Source organism: Devosia indica (genome assembly GCF_003056405.1).
GTDB lineage: Bacteria > Pseudomonadota > Alphaproteobacteria > Rhizobiales > Devosiaceae > Devosia > Devosia indica.
The window spans coordinates 154,955-173,061 of the sequence record NZ_PYVZ01000003.1 but is presented as its reverse complement, the minus strand read 5'-3'; the positions used below and the strand labels follow the sequence as shown (position 1 = coordinate 173,061).

At 62.7% G+C, this 18,107-nt stretch carries 17 protein-coding genes; 5 read left to right on the top strand and 12 right to left on the bottom strand.

The window, feature by feature from the left end:
- Window positions 1-2: 2 nt before the first annotated feature.
- The 9 genes from nirD to DDE76_RS04185 all read right to left on the bottom strand — a co-directional run bounded on the left by nirD (window position 3) and on the right by DDE76_RS04185 (window position 11,868).
- Window positions 3-338 (bottom strand): nitrite reductase small subunit NirD, encoded by a 336-nt coding sequence (nirD, locus tag DDE76_RS04225; RefSeq protein ID WP_104894712.1) that lies wholly within the window; start codon window positions 336-338, stop codon window positions 3-5.
- Window positions 339-343: 5 nt separating this feature from the next.
- The gene (gene nirB / locus DDE76_RS04220) at window positions 344-2,788 is read right to left on the bottom strand and encodes a nitrite reductase large subunit NirB (RefSeq protein WP_104891588.1); all 2,445 of its coding nucleotides are present in this window, start codon (window positions 2,786-2,788) and stop codon (window positions 344-346) included.
- Between the two features lie 23 nt (window positions 2,789-2,811).
- Window positions 2,812-4,092, bottom strand: coding sequence for an MFS transporter (locus DDE76_RS04215; RefSeq protein WP_104891587.1), 1,281 nt, complete (start codon window positions 4,090-4,092; stop codon window positions 2,812-2,814).
- A 349-nt stretch (window positions 4,093-4,441) separates the two neighbouring features.
- Entirely contained in the window at window positions 4,442-6,187 is a 1,746-nt protein-coding gene (locus tag DDE76_RS04210; protein WP_104891586.1) for an ABC transporter ATP-binding protein, read from the bottom strand.
- 10 nt (window positions 6,188-6,197) lie between these two features.
- Entirely contained in the window at window positions 6,198-7,271 is a 1,074-nt protein-coding gene (locus tag DDE76_RS04205) for an ABC transporter permease (RefSeq protein WP_104891585.1), read from the bottom strand.
- A gap of 50 nt (window positions 7,272-7,321) precedes the next feature.
- Window positions 7,322-8,734 carry a CmpA/NrtA family ABC transporter substrate-binding protein gene (locus DDE76_RS04200; RefSeq protein WP_198650834.1) on the bottom strand — a complete coding sequence of 471 codons (1,413 nt, stop codon included), beginning with the start codon at window positions 8,732-8,734 and terminating at the stop codon, window positions 7,322-7,324.
- Between the two features lie 359 nt (window positions 8,735-9,093).
- Window positions 9,094-10,302, bottom strand: coding sequence for a CmpA/NrtA family ABC transporter substrate-binding protein (locus DDE76_RS04195; RefSeq protein WP_104891584.1), 1,209 nt, complete (start codon window positions 10,300-10,302; stop codon window positions 9,094-9,096).
- Window positions 10,303-10,312: 10 nt separating this feature from the next.
- Window positions 10,313-10,903: an ANTAR domain-containing response regulator gene (locus DDE76_RS04190; protein ID WP_104894710.1), complete on the bottom strand. Its 591-nt coding sequence runs from the start codon at window positions 10,901-10,903 to the stop codon at window positions 10,313-10,315.
- A 104-nt stretch (window positions 10,904-11,007) separates the two neighbouring features.
- Window positions 11,008-11,868 carry an NAD-dependent epimerase/dehydratase family protein gene (locus DDE76_RS04185; protein WP_104891583.1) on the bottom strand — a complete coding sequence of 287 codons (861 nt, stop codon included), beginning with the start codon at window positions 11,866-11,868 and terminating at the stop codon, window positions 11,008-11,010.
- A 221-nt stretch (window positions 11,869-12,089) separates the two neighbouring features.
- On the opposite strand from DDE76_RS04185, the gene DDE76_RS04180 reads away from it, so the two are divergent.
- From DDE76_RS04180 to DDE76_RS04170, 3 genes are all read left to right on the top strand, one after another.
- Window positions 12,090-12,512: a hypothetical protein gene (locus DDE76_RS04180; RefSeq protein WP_104891582.1), complete on the top strand. Its 423-nt coding sequence runs from the start codon at window positions 12,090-12,092 to the stop codon at window positions 12,510-12,512.
- A 115-nt stretch (window positions 12,513-12,627) separates the two neighbouring features.
- Window positions 12,628-12,966, top strand: a complete 339-nt coding sequence (locus tag DDE76_RS04175; RefSeq protein WP_104891581.1) for an SH3 domain-containing protein — start codon at window positions 12,628-12,630, stop codon at window positions 12,964-12,966.
- 102 nt (window positions 12,967-13,068) lie between these two features.
- Window positions 13,069-14,070, top strand: coding sequence for an asparaginase (locus tag DDE76_RS04170; RefSeq protein ID WP_104891580.1), 1,002 nt, complete (start codon window positions 13,069-13,071; stop codon window positions 14,068-14,070).
- Window positions 14,071-14,091: 21 nt separating this feature from the next.
- On the opposite strand, the gene DDE76_RS04165 is transcribed toward DDE76_RS04170, so the two are convergent.
- Window positions 14,092-14,787 carry an RES family NAD+ phosphorylase gene (locus DDE76_RS04165; protein WP_198650839.1) on the bottom strand — a complete coding sequence of 232 codons (696 nt, stop codon included), beginning with the start codon at window positions 14,785-14,787 and terminating at the stop codon, window positions 14,092-14,094.
- Window positions 14,781-15,191 carry an MbcA/ParS/Xre antitoxin family protein gene (locus tag DDE76_RS04160; RefSeq protein WP_104891578.1) on the bottom strand — a complete coding sequence of 137 codons (411 nt, stop codon included), beginning with the start codon at window positions 15,189-15,191 and terminating at the stop codon, window positions 14,781-14,783. The genes DDE76_RS04165 and DDE76_RS04160 overlap by 7 nt, the downstream gene beginning before the upstream one ends.
- A 151-nt stretch (window positions 15,192-15,342) precedes the next feature.
- Here DDE76_RS04160 and DDE76_RS04155 point away from each other — a divergent pair, with 151 nt between their 5' ends.
- Both DDE76_RS04155 and DDE76_RS04150 read left to right on the top strand, forming a co-directional pair.
- Window positions 15,343-16,851, top strand: a complete 1,509-nt coding sequence (locus tag DDE76_RS04155; protein WP_104891577.1) for a helicase HerA-like domain-containing protein — start codon at window positions 15,343-15,345, stop codon at window positions 16,849-16,851.
- A 1-nt stretch (window position 16,852) separates the two neighbouring features.
- Window positions 16,853-17,404 (top strand): LOG family protein, encoded by a 552-nt coding sequence (locus DDE76_RS04150; protein WP_104891576.1) that lies wholly within the window; start codon window positions 16,853-16,855, stop codon window positions 17,402-17,404.
- Between the two features lie 4 nt (window positions 17,405-17,408).
- Here DDE76_RS04150 and DDE76_RS04145 read toward each other — a convergent pair whose 3' ends face one another.
- Window positions 17,409-17,960 carry a response regulator gene (locus tag DDE76_RS04145; RefSeq protein WP_157955658.1) on the bottom strand — a complete coding sequence of 184 codons (552 nt, stop codon included), beginning with the start codon at window positions 17,958-17,960 and terminating at the stop codon, window positions 17,409-17,411.
- Window positions 17,961-18,107 lie beyond the last annotated feature (147 nt).

The window sequence follows — 18,107 nt, the reverse complement described above, 5'->3', positions numbered from 1 at the left end:
GCCTACTCCGCCGCCATTTGCATCAGCACGTCAGGCGCGATGTAGATGACACCGCCATCCACCTTGACCGGATAGGTCTGCACTTGACCCTCGTCGGCGCCCTGGGCCTCGCCGGTGGCGAGGTCAAACACCCAGTTGTGCAGCGGGCAGGTGACCGAGGCACCATGCACGATGCCTTCCGAGAGCGGACCGCCCTTGTGCGGGCAGCGGTTCTCGATGGCATAGACTTGGTCTTCTGCCGTGCGGAACACGGCGATCTTGCCCGAGGGGGTATTGACGCAGCGCGCGCCGCGCAGGGGGATGGCAGTGACACTGCCTAGTTCAATCCATTCGGTCACGCCACTCACTCCGCTGCCACTGGAAGCCCGAATTCGGCCATGGCGGCGAATTCATGGGCGTCCTTGCCGTTGACGCGTTCTTCCCAGGGATCGACCTGGGCAAACTGCTGGGAATACACGAAGCGCTCATAGAGCTGTCGACGCTTGGCCAGATCGTCCACGACCGCCGCCTTGATGCTGTCATTGCCGACGCGCTTGGCCCATTTGTAGATGCGCTCGAGATAGTGCCCCTGCTCGCGATAGAGCTGGGTGAGGGCCACGATGATCTCCAGCGCCTCGTTCTCGGTATCGGCATGGCAGAGCAATTCGGTGCCCTTGATGTCGAGGCCGGCGGCCCCGGCGAACTGGATGTCGTAGCCGCTGTCGACGCAGATCACGCCGATATCCTTGCAGGTGGCTTCCGCGCAATTGCGTGGGCAGCCCGAGACGGCAAGCTTGACCTTGGCCGGGGTCCAGGCGCCCCACATGAATTTTTCAAGCCGCACGCCAAGACCGGTGGAGTCCTGGGTGCCGAAGCGGCACCAGTCCGAGCCGACACAGGTTTTGACCGTGCGCAGCCCCTTGGCGTAGGCGGCGCCCGAAACCATGCCGGCGGCATTGAGATCGGCCCAGACGCCGGGCAGGTCTTCCTTCTTGACGCCGAGCAGGTCGATGCGCTGCCCGCCGGTGACTTTCACCGCCGGGATAGCGAATTTGTCGGCCACATCGGCAATGGCGCGCAACTCCTTGGGGTTGGTCATGCCACCCCACATGCGCGGCACCACCGAATAGGTGCCGTCCTTCTGGATATTGGCGTGCACGCGCTCATTGATGAAGCGGGACTGGTTGTCGTCCTCATATTCACCAGGCCACTCAGCCACGAGGTAGTAGTTGAGGGCAGGGCGGCACTTGGCGCAGCCGCAACTGGTCTTCCATTCCAATTCCTGCATGATCGCGGGAATGGATTTGAGTTCCTTGGCCACGATCAGCCGGCGGACGGTGCCGTGGTCATGTTCGGTGCAGGGACACATCGGCTTGACGGCGGCCGGGTTGTAGCTGTCGCCCAGAGTGATGGCCATGAGCTTTTCGACCAGATGAGTGCACGAGCCACACGAGGCCGAAGCCTTGGTATGGGCGCGCACGCTGTCGAGATCAGTCAGGCCCTTGGATGCGATCGTGCCGGTGATCGCAGATTTACACACACCGTTGCAGCCGCAGATTTCTGCATCATCCGGCAAGGCTGCAACGGCCGCCATAGGGTCCAGCGCGGCGCCCCCCTGGTAGGCCTGACCAAAGATAAGGGTATCGCGCATGTCCCGCGTATCGGTGCCCTTGCGGATCATGTCGAAGAACCACGGGCCGTCGGCAGTTTCGCCGTAGAGCACCGCGCCGATGACGCGATCATCCTTGAGCACCAGGCGCTTGTAGATGCCCGAAGTGGCGTCGCGCAGCACGATTTCTTCGCGGTCCTCGGCATCGGCAAAGTCGCCGGCCGAATAGACCGACACGCCGGTGACCTTGAGCTGGGTGGCGGTCTGCACCGGGCGGAAGGCGGCATCGACCTTAGCCAGCGTCTTGGCCAGGATCTTGGCTTGGTCATAGAGCGGGGCGACAAGGCCATAGACAATCTTTTCGTGCTCGACGCATTCGCCGAGCGCTAGGACATCGGGGTCCGAGGTGACCATCTGGTCATTGACCACAATGCCGCGCTCGACATGCAGGCCCGCATCGACCGCGATGCGCGTTTCAGGGCGGATGCCCACGGCCATCACCACGATATCGGCGCCATAAACGGTGCCATCTTCAAGCGCGACGGCCTCGACCCGGTCCTGGCCGAGAATGGCCTTGGTCTGCGCCTTGCAGTGCACCGTGATGCCTCGCGCTTCGAGATCGCGCTGCAGCAGATAACCGGCAGCCGGATCGAGCTGGCGCTCCATCACATGGCCCATCAGGTGCAAAACGACCACTTCCATGCCGCGGGCATTGAGCGCTGCAGCGGCTTCAAGGCCCAGCAGGCCCCCGCCGATCACCACGGCCTTGGCGCCGGGGCGCTTCGACACATCGACCATGCGGTTGACATCGTCCAGATCGCGAAAAGCCATCACCCCGGGCAAATCCTTGCCGGGCAGGGGAATGATGAAAGGCGCCGAGCCGGTGGCGATGATCAGCTTGTCATAGGGCGTTTCGCCGCCCGCCGAGACGACGACCTTGCGGGCCCGGTCGATGCCGGTAACGGTTTCGCCGAACCGGGTCTGCACGCCATGATCCCGATACCAGTCGGCATCATGGGTGATGATCTGCTCATACTCTTTCTCGCCGGCCAGGACCGGGGAGAGCATCAACCGGTTGTAGTTGCCGCGCGGCTCGGCGCCGAACAGCGTCACGTCGAACCGGCCCGGGGCTTCCTCGAAGATGTGTTCCAGGGCGCGGCCAGAAGCCATCCCTGCACCAACGACGACCAGTTTTTCCATTGTCTCGTACTCCTGAATAAGGGTCAGGCCGTGCGCGCAACGAGCTGGCGCTCGTGGCGGCGGACGGCGGAGTGCATCCACCCCAGCGACACCAGGATCAGGACAAAGAGTGCCATGAAGCAGCTCGACCAGATGCCGGTGATGTCGTTGAGGAAACCGAAGAGAAGGGGCAGCACGAACCCGCCAAGGCCCCCGATCATGCCGACCAGCCCACCTACGGCGCCGACATTGTCGGGGTAATAGGCGGGGATGTGCTTATAGACTGCGGCCTTGCCCAGGCTCATGAAGAAGCCGAGCACGAACACGAGGCCAATAAAGGCGACTGGACCGGTCTCGAAATGGAAGCGCACGGGCCCCTCGACCCCGGCAATCACCGTATCCGTTGTCGGCAGCGCCAGGATGAAGGCGCAGACGGCCGAAACGCCGAAGGTCCAGTAGAGGACGGTGCGGGCGCCGATCCTGTCGCTCAGCGTGCCGCCATAGGCGCGGAAGATACTGGCAGGGATGGAATAGGCCGCGGCCACCATGCCGGCGGTGGCGATATCGAAGCCATAGACCCCGATCAGATAGCGCGGCAGCCACAGGGTGAGAGCCACGAAGGCGCCGAAGGCAAAGAAATAGTAGAGCGCGAAACGCCAGACCTGCACATTGCGCAGCGGCGCAAATTCGCTGGCCAGGCTCCTGGGCGTATAGCCTTCGCTGCGGCGGCGGGCGATCACCGGATCGTCCTCGGTGCCGAACCAGAAGATGGCCGCCATGACCACCAGCGCCGCCGCCCACACCACGGCCACCGACTGCCAGCCCCAGGCCAGCATGACGAAGGGCGCAGCGAATTTGGTGACGGCCGCGCCGACATTGCCGACGCCGAAAATGCCCAGCGCCGTGCCCTGCTTTTGCGCGGGGTAGAAACGCGACACATAGGCTACGCCCACCGCAAACGATCCGCCCGCCAGGCCCACGCCCAATGCCGCCAGCAGCAATTGCTCATAGTTCTGGGCAAAGGCGAGAAGGAAGGTGGCGATCGCCGCAGCCAGCATGGTCAGGGTGAACACCAGCCGCCCGCCCTTGCGGTCGGTCCAGATGCCCAGAACGATGCGCGACAGCGAGCCGGTCAGCACCGGCGTGCCGATCAACAGCCCGAACTGGGTTTCGGAAAGGCCAAGCTGATCCTTGAGAGAAACGCCGATGATCGAGAAGATCGTCCAGACGGCAAAGCACACGGTGAAGGCCAGCGTTGACAGGCCCAGCGCGCGGTTCTGCTGCGGGGCGGATGGCGATTGCGTGGCGCTTATTGCCTCTGTCATCGGATGGGACTCCGTATCAATCTGAAAACAAAAAAGCCGCCAACCGACACCTCACCGGCCGAAACCGATGCGCATCTGTTGGCGACTTTGCCTTTGAACGCCCAACCTTGGACGTCGACTATTCGAAGAGCGTCTTGGGAGGAGCTCTATCGCTCCCCTCTTTGCAGGAACCGTGCCAAACCAGCTCGGCATCGATTTGTCTCGTGTTTTCAGCAGTTAAGCTGATCGGCTCGGATGCCCGCACCATCGGCAGTGAAAACCGCCGCGCGGCAAAGAGCATCACCATGCACAAATTTCATGCACTTCATGGCCGAAGTCGAGAAGTGCGTTATTATTGTGCAGCCTCCCGTCATTCCGCCGCCGCCAGCGCAGATGCCTTGCCGCGCTTGGAACGAATCCGGTCAAGCGTTTCCTGATCCGGATTGGCGCCGCCCTCATAGGCCTCGAGGAAATCGAGCAGTTCCTCGCGATAGGCGTAATAGTCCTTGTGGGCCAAGAGCGCCTTGCGCGAGCGCGGGCGGGGTAAATCCACCTCCATGACATTGCCGATCCGCGCATTGGGCCCGTTCGACATCATCACCACCCGGTCGGCCAGCAGAATGGCCTCGTCCACATCATGGGTGACGCAAACGGCCGTGACCTGGGTGCGCGCCCACACATCCATCAGCACGTCCTGCAATTCCCAGCGGGTGATGCTGTCGAGCATGCCGAAGGGCTCGTCGAGCAGCAGCAGCTTGGGAGACAGGGCAAAGGCCCGCGCAATGCCGACGCGCTGCTTCATGCCATTGGAGAGTTCGGCAGCGGGCCGATGCATGGCATCACCCAGCCCAACCCGGTTTAGATAATATTCGACCACGTCGCGCCGCTCGGCCGGGCTGGCAGTGGGATAGACACGATCCACGCCCAGGGCGACGTTTTCGCGCGCTGTCAGCCAGGGCATCAGCGAAGGGGCCTGGAACACCACGGCCCGCTCGGGACCGGCCCCGACAACGTCCTTGCCATCGAGCACGATATTGCCGGCAGAAATGTCGTTTAGCCCCGCGACCATGGACAAAACGGTGGATTTGCCACAGCCCGAATGGCCGATCAGGGTAACAAATTCGCCCTTCTTCATCTGGAAGTCGAAGCCATCGACCACGGTCAGCGGTCCCTTGGGCGTCGGATAGACCTTGGAGACGTCATTGAAGCGCAGATAGTCGTCCTGCGTGCCGGACGCTGCCGCCGCATCGGCATAAGCGCTGGGCAGGCGGGCCGATTTGCCGCGGGCAATGGGGGTGACATTGGGCAGGGTCATGTCGGCTTCGCTCGCCTGGTTCCGGCTGGCGCCGACATCCATGAGGTATTCGGTGATTTCACGCCTGAGGGTAATGAAGCGATCATCGCCATTGAGCTCGGTTCGGTCACGCGGCCGCTCGATATCGACCCTGAAATGCGGTCCGAGCGTCGCGGCGGGGCCGGGCGTCAGCGGGATTACCCGGTCAGCCAGAAGTATGGCCTCATCCACATCATTGGTAATGAGAATGATGGTCTTCTTCTCGGCCTCGGAAATCTGCGCGAACTCGTCCTGCAGCTTGGAGCGGGTAAGCGCATCGAGCGCCGAAAGGGGTTCGTCGAGCAACAGGATTTCCGGCTGCATGGCCAGCGCCCGGGCCACGGCAACGCGCTGGCGCATGCCGCCGGACAGTTCGGCCGGTCGCCGGTCTGCCGCGTGGCCAAGCCCGACCATCTCGACATAATGGCGGCGCAGCGCGAGCTTTTCGGCGCGCGACTTGGTCTTGTGTACGGCATTGACCGCCAGATCGACATTGCCGGCCACGCTGAGCCAGGGCATCAGCGAATAGGACTGGAACACGACGCCGCGCTCAGGGCCGGGGCCGTCGATCTCCTTGCCACGATAGATGACGCCACCCAGATCGGGTTCGATCAGGCCCGCCATCATCGAGATCAGCGTGGTTTTGCCCGCCCCGGAGAAGCCGAGAATGGCGACGAATTCGCCGTCCTCGACGTCCAGATTGATGTCCTTGAGAATGTCGACGCGCCTGGCGCCTTCACCGAAATGCTTGGCAATGCCGGAGAGCTGGAGAATGGGAGCCATTGTTAAGGTCCTATCGCTTGCCGGAGAAGGTGAAGGCGGTCTGCAGGGTGAACATCACCCGGTCGAGCAGGAAGCCGATAATACCGATGGTCAGCACGGCGACGATGATGCGGGCCAGCGAGGAGGATGAGCCGTTCTGGAATTCATCCCAGACGAATTTCCCCAGGCCCGGATTCTGCGCCAGCATCTCGGCGGCGATCAGCACCATCCAGCCAACACCGAGCGACAGGCGCAGCCCGGTGAAGATCAGCGGCAGGGCCGAGGGCAGCACCAGCTTGGTGATGGTCGTTGCGGTGGAGAGTTGCAGCACCTTGCCGACATTGACCAGATCCTTGTCGATTGACGCAACGCCCAGCGCGGTATTGATCAGTGTCGGCCAGAGCGAGCAAAGAGTGACGGTGACCGCCGAAATGACCAGCGCCTTGGGAAAGGCGTCGCTGGCGTCCACATAAAGCGCCGAGACCACCATGGTGACAATGGGGAGCCAGGCCAAAGGCGAGACCGGTTTGAACAATTGCACCAGCGGATTGAGCGCGCCGTTGAACGGCTTGCTGAGCCCCGAGGCAATGCCGAGTGGCACGGCGATGATGGTGGCGATCAGAAAGCCCAGGCCGACGGTTTTGAGCGAGGTGACGATCTGATCGAGATAGGTCGGCTTGCCGGTATAGGCGCGCACTTTGACATCGTCCTCGCGGCCCTCGGCGACGAGCTCGGCATTGCGCTCATCCTGGCGCACATAAAAATCGGCTTCCTTCTCGCGTTCGGCCACATGGTCCTGCCAGAGCGCACCGGTCTGTTCCCAGACTTGTGCGGGGCCGGGAATGGCGCCAAGCGAGGTTTGCACCTGCGGCGCAAGCATTGCCCAGGCAAGCAGAAAGACGCCAATTCCGAGCAGGGGAAAGAGCAGGCTGTCGCGCAACGCGCCCATCTGTTCGCGAGGGTCGTCGCCAGCCGCTATCTTGAGCAGCGGCACAAGCCATCCCAGGCCCAATGCGCTGAGCCAGGCGGCAGAACGGTTGATGGCAGTAAACAGCTTCTGCCGGCGGTCGCCAGTCGTGGCGGGGGCTTCGCTTGCAAGGGTCATGTTGTGGTCCTCAGGGCTGAGGGTGGCCGGCGTGCGGCCACCCGAGCATGTCAGTTGGCGGCAGCAACCACTTCGGCGCCGACGACGCTGTCGCCGGTTTTCAGCCCAATAGGCAGGCTGTCGATATAGGCGTTGGGTTTGGTGCCGTCATAGGTGACACCGTCGATGAACTCGGCGGTCGGCTCACGATAGCCGCTGCTGTCCCAGGGGAAATCGGCCTCATCCACATGGCCTTCTTCGACCAGCAGGCGCGCGGCCTCAAGATAGATGTCTGGCTTGTAGACCGACCTGGCGACCTCGTCATACCAACTATCGGGCATGTCCTCGGCCACCTGGCCCCAGCGGCGCATCTGGGTCAGATACCAGACGGCATCCGAATAATAGGGATAGGTGGCAAAGTAGCGGTAGAAGACGTTGAAGTCGGGCACTTCGCGCACGTCGCCTGCTTCGAACTCGAACGTGCCGGTCATCGAGGCCGCGATAACCTCGGCATCGGCACCGACATATTCGGAGCGAGACAGGATTTCGACGGCTTCGGCACGGTTCGCATTGTCATTCTCATCAAGCCACTTGGCGGCGCGGATCAGCGCCTTGGTAATGGCCAGCGTGGTGTTGGGATTGGTTTCAGCGAACTCGGCAGTGATCCCGAAGACCTTTTCGGGATTGTTCTTCCAGATCTCGTAATCGGTGATGACCGGCACGCCGATTTTCTTGAACACGGCGGCCTGGTTCCAGGGTTCGCCTACCGCGTAGCCGTCAATGGTGCCTGCTTCGAGCGTTGAGGGCATTTGCGGCGGCGGGGTCACGGAGAGATAGGCGTCGGCCGCAATCTGCCCCGACACATCCTCGGGCGAATAATAGCCCGGACTGATGCCGCCGGCGGCCAGCCAATAGCGCAATTCGTAATTATGGGTGGAAACGGGGAAGACCATGCCCAGATTGAACGGGCGGCCTTCGATATCGAACGCCTCGATCACCGGCTTGAGCGCGGCGGCGGAATTCGGGTGGACTGGCTTGCCCTCGGCATCCATTTCCAGGTGCGGCTTCATCAACTCCCACACGGCATTGGAGACGGTGATGCCGTTGCCATTGAGATCCATGGAGAAGGGGGTGACGATATGGGCTTCGGTGCCATAGCCGATGGTGGCGGCCAGCGGCTGGCCGGCAAGCATGTGGGCGCCGTCGAGCGAGCCCGTGATGACGCCATCGAGCAGCACCTTCCAATTGGCCTGTGGCTCGAGCGTCACATAGAGCCCTTCATCCTCGAAATAGCCAAGCTCATAGGCAATGGCGAGCGGGGCCATGTCGGTGAGCTTGATAAAACCGAATTTCAGTTCGTCCTTTTCGACGTCGAGCATGGCGGCGCTGCTGGCCGTGCTGGTCAGCAGGCCCAGGGCAAGACCGGCAAGCAGCGGCGTGAGGCGGTGGCGTGGCGGCGTGGGGCAGGTAGTCGCAGTCATCATCGTCTCCGTGTTGTGTCGACAACCGGCGGCCGTGCGAATGCTCCAAAAAACAAACAAGCCGCCAACTGCACATGCGCTCCGATCCATTGATCGGACGCTTGCCAGTTGGCGGCTTTGCCATTGGAGCGCCCGTCGTCGGACGCCGATATGTTATGAGCCGTCTTGGGAGGAGCTCACTCGCTCGATACATTGCACGAAGCGTGCCAATCGGCCCACCTTGCGATAAATTCAACCTGCTCAATGGTTTGTGGAAATCGGCCGTCTGGGCGTCGCTCACGAAGCTGCCCGTTGCGGCGGCATGTCACCAAATTTATGGTCAATTCTTGTGCATAGCAAGGTGTATGCACATAAATGGGGCGTTAGGAAGTGGCCTGCGACCGAATGTAGGACTCGACCGCGCTGGGGTCGAAGATCTGGCCGTCAAAAAACCGGTTCGGCCCCAGCTCAAGCGTGCCGCCAATCGCAGGTGTGGCGTGCTTGTCCGCCTGGGCGCCATCGATACGCAGGTCCTGGGCCGGCACGGCAACGCCAAGCGGAGCGAGTGCGGCGCGATATAGGTCAGGTCGGAAGGTGGCGGCGGCCTTGGCCGCATTGGCGGCGCTGAACCCGACTTCGCCCCAGCGCACCATCTGGCTGTAATACCAGAGGGCGTGGCTCTTCCAGGGGAAGTTGGCGGCCCCGGCGTGGGGGACATAAAAGTCCGGTATGCTGAGCTGTTGCACCCCGCCATCGATCTGGCCGGTCAGGGCGCGCGCGACGATCTCCATCGGCTGGTTGAGATAGGCCGGCCCCGCCATGATCTCGGCCGCACGCCGATGGTTGGCGCTGTCCTGGCACCATTGGCCGGCACGATAGACCGCGCGAATGGTGGCGGCCACGAGATCGGGATTCTGTTCGGCCCAGTCTGAGCGCATGCCGACAGCCTTGTCGGGGCTCCATTGCCAGATCGAAGACTTGGTCGTGGCGATGCGCGCGCCGAAATTGGCCACGCCGACGCTGTTCCAGGGCTCGCCGACGCAATAGCCATCAAGCCCACCCGCGCCCAGCGCTTCGGGCAGCAGGGGTGGCGGCAGCACCACGATCTCCACGTCGCGATCCGGGTCGATGCCGCTGGCGGCCAGCCAATAGCGCAATTCGTAATTATGCGAGGAGGTCTGGTGCACCACGGCCAGACGCAGCTTCCGGGGGGTGGAGTGGATCACCTGCGCCAGCGCTTTGCCGGCCGGGCCGGCCGCGAGGTCGCCGGGGGCACCCGCATCGGCCATTTTCGACCAGAGATCGGCGCTGACGGTAATGGCATTATTGCCCAGGCCGGTCATCACCGGGGCGATCATCGGGGTCGCAATCGGGGTCAGGCCCAGATTGGCGGCAATGGGCATCGGCGCCAGCACCAGCGCAATATCGAAATGCCCGAGCGCCGTCCGGTCCCGGATATTGGCCCAGGAGGATTCGCGCGTCAGGCCCAGCGTGAACCCTTCCTCTTCGGCGATGCCCAGTTCATGCGCCAGCACCAGAAGGGCGCTGTCGAGCAGGGGGAGAAAGCCGGCGGTCAGGTGGGGAAGGGACATGGGTGTACTCCTATGGCCCAAGCAGATTGGCGGCGGTGATCAGGCTCTGGGCAATATCGATCAGCCTGCGGTTCTGGTTCATCGCGGTCTTGCGCAGCAGTGCATAGGCCTCGGGCTCGGAGAGGCCCTTGGTTTTCATCAGAATGCCCTTGGCCTGGTCGACGATTTTGCGCTCCTCGAGCGCGCTGCGCGCCTCTTCGAGCTCCCGGCTCAGGCGCGAAAACGCATTGAAGCGGGAAATGGCCATGTCGAGGATCGGCTTGACGCGTTCCTTCTTGAGGCCATCGACCACATAGGCGGAGACGCCCGCCTCGACCGCCTTTTCGATCATCGTGCCGTCCGAGCGGTCGACGAACATGGCGATGGGGCGCTGGATGGCGCGGCTGAGCGAGAAGAAATGTTCCAGCGTGTCGCGCTTGGGGTTTTCAAGGTCGATGAAGATGACGTCAGGCATGGTCAGCGCGATGGTGCGCCCGACCTCGTTGACGTCATGGATCACCGCCACGCGCGCATAGCCGGCCTCACGCAGGCCTTCCTCGATGATCGAGGCGCGAATGCGGTTCTCGTCGATGATCAGGATGGACAGGTCGGGGCTCGGCATCTTGCGCACTTATGCCTTTGCTCAGAAAAAGCACAAGTGCACAAAATGCACATTTCCGATGCAATTTTGCTTGCAGCGGCGCGCGCGCCCGGCGGACTGGACGCTTACTTGATCTCGGTGCGCCAGCTGAACTGGGGCGAGTAGCCCAGCATGCGCTTGGCCTTCTCGATCGAGAGCAGCGTGCCATTGGTCGAAATATTGCCCTTCTGCTCGACCTCGGGAAACACCTCGGCCAAGAGGGAAATATTGGAGCGGGACATCACCGAATCCGCATTGGCGATGATGAAGGCTTCAAAGCCGGTGAACTCCGCCTGGATCGCCCGGCGCACCGCCTGCGCCCCGTCGCGCGCATCGATATAGGCCCACAAATTCCATTTGCGCTTGCGCGGCTCACTGTCGAAGCCCGGGAAGGCCTTGTAGTCCTCCGGATACATCACATTGGAGAACCTGAGGCCCACCATGCGCAGTTCCGGGTCCCAGCGGCAGAACTGGGCCGCCATGGTTTCGTCCAGCAGCTTGCCCAGCGAATAGGCGCTTTCGGGCCGCGGGAAATATTCCTCATCCACCGGCGCATAGGGTGGCGGATTATCGAAAGGCAGGCCGAGCACGGTTTCGCTCGACGCAAAAACCACATTCTTGATCCCGGCCAGACGGCAGGATTCGAACACATTGTAGCTTGAGGTGACATTATTGGTCAGCGTGCGCGCATTGGCCGACAGGCCCGGCGCCGGAATGGCCGCCAGATGCACCACCGCATCGAACGGCCCGCCCCGTTCATCCACACCCCCCAGGATAGCGCTGGACACCTCGCCGAAATTGCTCAGATCGATCCGCACGCTGGGGCAAATCGGCTCGGGCAGGGGCTGCTGATCGACATTGAGGACCTCATAGCCATGTTCCACCAGATCGCGCAGCACCGCCCGCCCAAGCTTGCCACTACCGCCGGTCACCAGAACCTTGGTCATTAGAACCTCCTCTTTTTCCACGCGAATTTTCCACGCTCTCGTTTACCAGCCTATTGCGGAACGCCGGTTCTGCCAACCGGTCCCGCGCGTTAACGAAGAATGAACGGCGCTCTCAGCACCGGTTCAAGCGGCCACGCTCATAACCGTCTCCAAGCTCGGTGCCCAGCATCGACACGCGGACCGCCCAGCGGCCGCTTCACCAGTATTGAGGAGACACGAAAATGCTCAAACTCACCGCTCTTGCCCTGCTCGCAGGCCTCGCCACCGCTTCCGCCGCGCTGCCCAGCTACGCTCAGGCCAATTTCCCCGGAACGCCCAACTATCCCAGCTCGGGCCCGGACCACAGTTGTGAAGACGAAATGGGCCATATGCGTTCGGTCAACGCCTTCGACATCCAGGGCATCCAGGACCAGAAGGTGTTCATCTACCCGATCTGCGAAGATCCGACAGTGCCCGGAAAGAACAATTACGGCACCCTGTTCATCAACGGCAATGTCAACCTGCTGCGCACCCCCATTGCCCGCAATGCGACGCTGATGAGCGCACTGGCCGCCAAGGGCTACGACCACAACGACGTGGTCTCGCTGCGCTTTGCCGGCGGCAACAGCATCTACCTCTATGTCCATCAGCGGGACCTGAACTGACACCGCTTCGCCGCCCTGGCGCCAAAATGAACGCAAGCTGAATACGCCCATCAGCATCGGTTCAAATCCATGGTGCCAGGGTATTTCCAACATCAAGTTTCGGAGGGCACTCGAAATGAACAAGGCTCAGGAAAAAGTTCTCGTCGCCGCGCTGTGCGGCCTGATCGTCACCGCCGCCGCCGGCTTTGCCGTGCAGCCCGCCATGGCCGCCGGCTATCATGTCGATACGCTCGGCCAGGTCACCGGCGTGGCTGATTGGGACAAGCTCAATGTCCGCAAGTGGCCGGCCAGCTACTCCCAGAAGGTGGGCAGCTTTGCACCCGGCCTGCATGTCTGGGTGGAGCGCTGCATCGAGGTCGAGAACAGCTCGGACTGGTGCCTCGTCGAACGCGGCGACACCAAGGGCTGGGTCAATTCGCGCTATCTCGTTCCGGTCCAGGACTGGGACATCTGACCACTCTCCCAAGGTCGGTCCACTGGACCACCATCCCATGCATGTTGACTTTTCCGGTCCTCGGTTGTTCGTGGTAGGGAACCAGGACCGGAGTTTTTTGCTATGGATGCCAACCCCATTCTCGCCGAAGCCGTGCGCGGCAATTGGGTTGAAAATCGGCATCGCGGCGCCTTTGTTATCGTCGATGCACAGGGCCAGCTGATTGCCTCTGCCGGCGATATCGATCGGCCCATATTCCCCCGCTCCGCCATCAAGTCCATGCAGGCTTTGGCCATTTTCGACCGGCACGCTGCCGAGCGTTTTCATCATTCCCCCGAAGAGCTGGCGCTGGCTTGCGCCTCCCATCACGGCGAAGACGAGCATGTGAGTAATGTGAGCCGGTTTCTCGACCGCATGGGTCTTTCGGCAAACGATCTGGAATGCGGCGCGCATGTGCCCACCAATGCCAGGGCGCGCCAGGCCCTGCGAGCCGCGGCCACCGAACCCAGTGCGCTGCATAATAATTGCTCGGGCAAGCATTCGGGCATGCTCAGCGTTGCCCTGGCTATGGGCGTGCCCACCCAAGGCTATGTCGAGCGGGAACATGACGTACAAAAGGCCGTTCGGGCCGCGGTGGAATATGTGATCGGCGAGGAGCTGACCGAGGACCGCTGCGGCACCGATGGCTGCTCCATTCCCACCTGGGCCGCTCCATTGCGCGCCTGGGCGCGCGGCTTTGCCCGCATGGCCACGGGCGAAGGCCTTGATGGCGAGCATGCCAGGGGGGCGCAGGCCCTGTTCGATGCGGCCACCAGCCATCCCCATCTGGTTGCTGGCACCGGACACTTGGACACGCTGGTCATGGAGGCGTTCATGGGCCGTGTGATGCAGAAGGGCGGCGCCGAAGGCGTCCAATGCGGCGCCATCCGCGACAAGGGCTGGGGTTATGCGCTCAAATGCGATGACGGCAATATGGTGGCCAGCCACACCATGGTGGCCGCGCTGCTTTTGAAGTTCGCCGATCCCGACACCAATCAGAAGGCTGTGCTGGAGCAGTTTGCCCGCCAGCCGATCAAGAATGTGCGTGGCACCGTGGTCGGCGAGATGCGGGCGGTTGGGTTTTAGCCAGCAGCCTGGCGCAAGCTCTCAAAGCCCGTAAATCGTCCCGGTTCCACAATTGCGGATGCGGTCGACCTTTTCGCCGTCCCAGTGATAGTCGAAATGATCGGCCTGCACCGGCACCGGGATCAGGTCAGGCCAGAAGATGGCGGCGCATTCGCCGTCCGCATGGCGCACACTGCGATAGACAATGCCATTGCTGCCTGCGCGCCGAAGCTGCCGGCCAAGGGTCTGCGGCGCCTGATAATCGTCCGGGTCGTGAAAACGGTCGAACGGCCGGGCGTCATGCAGATCGAGATCGAGCCGATTGACCAGCATGCGGAATTGCGAGGTCCAGCCTGGCGCCTCCGCGCTGGCGGCCATGGCGCGGCCATGATGATAGGCGACTTCGCGGATCGCGACTTCTTCGGCATTGCCGGCGCTGTAGACCCCATAGCTGCCATCGGAGAAGCGGCCGGGCCGGTCATGGCTGGCATGGACAAAGGGCGCCATGAGATAGCTCGCGCCCGGTCCGCTGACACGGCGCTCGGGCGGCACAAGGTCGAGCCGGCCCAGATGGCTCCAGAGGCGTGGATTGGTTTTCGATTCGGCCGAAGCCAGCGCCTCCCAGTCGCGCGGGTCGGCGATGTCTTCAAACAGGTCGATGGGCGGGTAAATCGAGCGGATCAGGCGGTAGGCCTTAAGCCATGTGACCCGCGTGAGGGCAGGGGTATCGCTCACCAGCCGCCACGCTCGGCATCGAGATAGCTGCGCACCCGCGCCAGGGCGAACAGGCTGCCCTCGGCCATGACTTCGACCGGTGTGCGGCCGGCGAAATCCCGATTGGGCTTTTTCACCCAGGCATAACCGCGCTCGGGATCGGTGAACAGATAGCGCAGGCCCTTGTGAATACCCATCAGCAGCGACAGGCGTGTGGCCAGGTCGCGGTCAATCCGGCCCGGTTCACCGGCTTTCCAGCGGGCATGGGTCCTGGCGGCCAACCCTCCGAGGATATCGCGGGCTTCCGCATCACTCACGCCCCAGCGCTCAAACAGCCGCATCACCGCACGGGCCATGGCTGCCGATTCCGCATCGGTGATAGCGGCCAGTTCAGGTATGGCTTCTGTCCGTGGCAGTTCATGCAGCATGGTTCAACTCCTGTTGGCAATAAATAGGGCGCTTTGTGCCAAATGGCAAGTTTTTGAGCCTCACACTGGTCGTCGGCCGGTGCCTTGCTTGTTCCGACCGCTGCTGGGCGGCTATAAGAACGGCCAACAACAGACCAACAGGTGATGCGGCATGCTCGTGGACGGCGAAATCTTTCTGGGCGTGAGCGACAAGCCGGAATATCTCAAGCTCAAATATGCCAATCGCCACGGGCTGATTACCGGCGCAACCGGAACAGGCAAGACGGTGAGCCTGCAGGTACTAGCCGAAGGCTTTTCGGCGGCCGGCGTGCCCGTCTTCGCCGCCGATATCAAGGGCGACCTCTCCGGCGTTTCCCGCATGGGCAAGGCGCAGGACTGGCAGACCAGGCGGGCCGAGGAAATCGGCTTCACCGACTTTGCCGACGATGTCTATCCGGTGATCTTCTGGGACTTGTTCGGCAAGCAGGGCCATCCGGTCCGCGCCACCATTTCGGAAATGGGCCCGGTATTGCTCAGCCGCATTCTCGACCTCAACGACACCCAGGAAGGCGTGCTCAACATCGCTTTCCGCGTGGCCGACGAAGAAGGCCTGTTGCTGCTCGATCTCAAGGATTTGCGGGCATTGCTGGTAGAGGTCCAGGAGCGGGCCCGAGAAATTTCTGCGCGCTATGGCAATGTCACCACGGCCTCGATCGGCGCCATCCAGCGCGCCTTGCTAGTGCTTGAGCAACAGGGCGCCGACCATTTCTTCGGAGAACGGGCACTGGCCATCGACGATCTGATGCGCACCGATGCCGACGGGCGGGGCGTGGTCTCGATCCTGGCGGCCGACCAGCTCATGCAGTCGCCGCGGCTCTATGCGACCTTCCTGCTCTGGCTGCTCTCGGAATTGTTCGAGGTGCTGCCCGAGGTGGGCGATCCGGACAAGCCGAAACTGGTGTTCTTCTTCGACGAGGCCCATTTGCTGTTCGACGACGCGCCCAAGGCCCTGATCGACAAGGTTGAGCAGGTGGTCAAGCTGATCCGCTCCAAGGGCGTCGGCGTGTATTTCGTCACCCAGAACCCGGTCGATATCCCCGAAAGCGTGCTGGCCCAGCTCGCCAATCGCATCCAGCATGCCCTGCGTGCCTATACGCCGCGCGAACAGAAAGCGGTGCGGGTGGCAGCCGAGACGTTCCGGCCCAACCCTGCATTTTCGACCGAGGAAGCGATCACCCAGCTCGGCATCGGTGAGGCGCTGGTGTCCGTTCTCGAAGCCAAGGGTGTGCCTTCCATGGTGGGGCGCACGTTCATTCGCCCGCCTTCGGCGCAGGTCGGGCCGATCTCTCCGGCCGAGCGGGATGCGGCCCTCGCCAACTCGCCGGTAGGTGGGCTTTACGATACCGTTCTGGACCGCGAATCGGCCTTTGAAGTGCTGCACAAGCGGGCGCGCGAAAAGCAATTGGCCGAGGAGCGCGCCGCTTTTGAGGCGCAAAGGCTTGAAGAAGCCGAACAATTGGCCAAGGAACGGGCGCGGGCGGAAAAGGCCGCAGCACCCCGCCGCAGCACACGCCAGTCGCCCACCGAGGCAGCGATGACGTCGTTTGCCCGCACGGTCGCCAATACCCTGGGCCGTGAGCTGGTGCGCGGCATTCTGGGCGGCCTGAAGGGGAGACGCTGACATGGCCAGTCCGACGCAAACCTCTATTTCTGTCGCCATTTTCGCCTCCGACAAAGGACCGGGTGATCCCGAACGCGCCAGCCTGATGGGTGAAGTCGGGCGCGTCTTTGCGCGCAAGGGCGCCCGCATGCTGTGCCTGGCCGAAAATGGTATCATCCCCGTGCCATTGATCACCGCCGCCCGCACCGCAGGCGGCGCGGTCGAGATCGTGGCGGATGCGAGCATTGTGTTGCCACAGGCGCTGGCGGATGTGCCGATCACCATTGTGCCGGACAAGGCGGAACGGCAGACCTATCTCGCGGCGCAAAGCGCGGCCTTTGTGGTCCTGCCGGGGTCTCTCGCTTCGGTCTCCGCGCTGTTTGGCGCCTGGGCGTCAGGCGCCTCGCGGCCCGTCGTCATGCTCAACCGGCACCGTGCCTTTGAAGTGGTGCGCGGCTTTGCTGCCGATGTGCTGGCGGCTTCGGTGCCCCATCATGACCGCAATATCCAGTTCGCCGACACCGTGGAAGATCTCTGGAACAAGGTGCTCTGGGTATTCGAGCAGCGGGGCTAGGCGATTACGCCAGCGGACCCTGGTCTGGCCGTGCGGCGCGCCGGTCGGGAAACAGCGGCACCACATTGTCGGTATAGCGCCGGCCCGGATGCGGCTCTGGCGTGCGCATGGGCACGCGATTGCGCCGCTCCGGTCCACGATAGCCAAAGCCCAATGCGCCGATGACGCTGCGATTGAGCAGGCGTGCCTGCACCCGCTGCAGCAGATGGCGCGGCGACATCGGCTTGACCAGCACCTCGTCAATTCCGGCGCTAATCGCCTGCTGGCGCATGGGCGGGGTAACCGCGCGGGTCATGGCAATGACGGGCAGGTCCCGCGACACCAGGCCGGGATCGAGGCGGATGGCTTCCACCATCTCATAAGCCGGTCGGCCTTCGCGGTCGAAATCGACCACCAGCATGTCGAGCGGGGCGATGCGCATATAGGCAAACAGCTCCGCCTCGCTGTCGAAGGGGCGGACGCGCAGGCGTGAGTCGCCAGCCAGCACCATGGTCAGCAGGGCGCTGAGGGCCGGATTAGCGGCCAGAATGGCGATGGTCTTGCCCGCAGCAGTCACGCAAATCCCCTTCATCTCGTTAAGCCTTCGTTAACATGCTCAAACGGGGGATAGAAGAGCGCGGTTCCAGTTCTCAAGAGACAATAGCAGCCTGCGGCACCGCGACCGGTTGCGTCTGGGGCCCTGCACTGGTTGATTGCGGGCCAT

Coding starts and splice junctions, on each gene's coding strand:
- DDE76_RS04200 (WP_198650834.1), bottom strand. CDS start 8,734: ATGATGACTGCGACTACCTGCCCCACGCCGCCACGCCACCGCCTCACG.
- DDE76_RS04205 (WP_104891585.1), bottom strand. CDS start 7,271: ATGACCCTTGCAAGCGAAGCCCCCGCCACGACTGGCGACCGCCGGCAG.
- nirB (WP_104891588.1), bottom strand. CDS start 2,788: ATGGAAAAACTGGTCGTCGTTGGTGCAGGGATGGCTTCTGGCCGCGCC.
- DDE76_RS04195 (WP_104891584.1), bottom strand. CDS start 10,302: ATGTCCCTTCCCCACCTGACCGCCGGCTTTCTCCCCCTGCTCGACAGC.
- DDE76_RS04175 (WP_104891581.1), top strand. CDS start 12,628: ATGAACAAGGCTCAGGAAAAAGTTCTCGTCGCCGCGCTGTGCGGCCTG.
- DDE76_RS04160 (WP_104891578.1), bottom strand. CDS start 15,191: ATGCTGCATGAACTGCCACGGACAGAAGCCATACCTGAACTGGCCGCT.
- DDE76_RS04180 (WP_104891582.1), top strand. CDS start 12,090: ATGCTCAAACTCACCGCTCTTGCCCTGCTCGCAGGCCTCGCCACCGCT.
- DDE76_RS04215 (WP_104891587.1), bottom strand. CDS start 4,092: ATGACAGAGGCAATAAGCGCCACGCAATCGCCATCCGCCCCGCAGCAG.
- DDE76_RS04185 (WP_104891583.1), bottom strand. CDS start 11,868: ATGACCAAGGTTCTGGTGACCGGCGGTAGTGGCAAGCTTGGGCGGGCG.
- DDE76_RS04170 (WP_104891580.1), top strand. CDS start 13,069: ATGGATGCCAACCCCATTCTCGCCGAAGCCGTGCGCGGCAATTGGGTT.
- DDE76_RS04150 (WP_104891576.1), top strand. CDS start 16,853: ATGGCCAGTCCGACGCAAACCTCTATTTCTGTCGCCATTTTCGCCTCC.
- DDE76_RS04155 (WP_104891577.1), top strand. CDS start 15,343: ATGCTCGTGGACGGCGAAATCTTTCTGGGCGTGAGCGACAAGCCGGAA.
- DDE76_RS04210 (WP_104891586.1), bottom strand. CDS start 6,187: ATGGCTCCCATTCTCCAGCTCTCCGGCATTGCCAAGCATTTCGGTGAA.
- DDE76_RS04190 (WP_104894710.1), bottom strand. CDS start 10,903: ATGCCGAGCCCCGACCTGTCCATCCTGATCATCGACGAGAACCGCATT.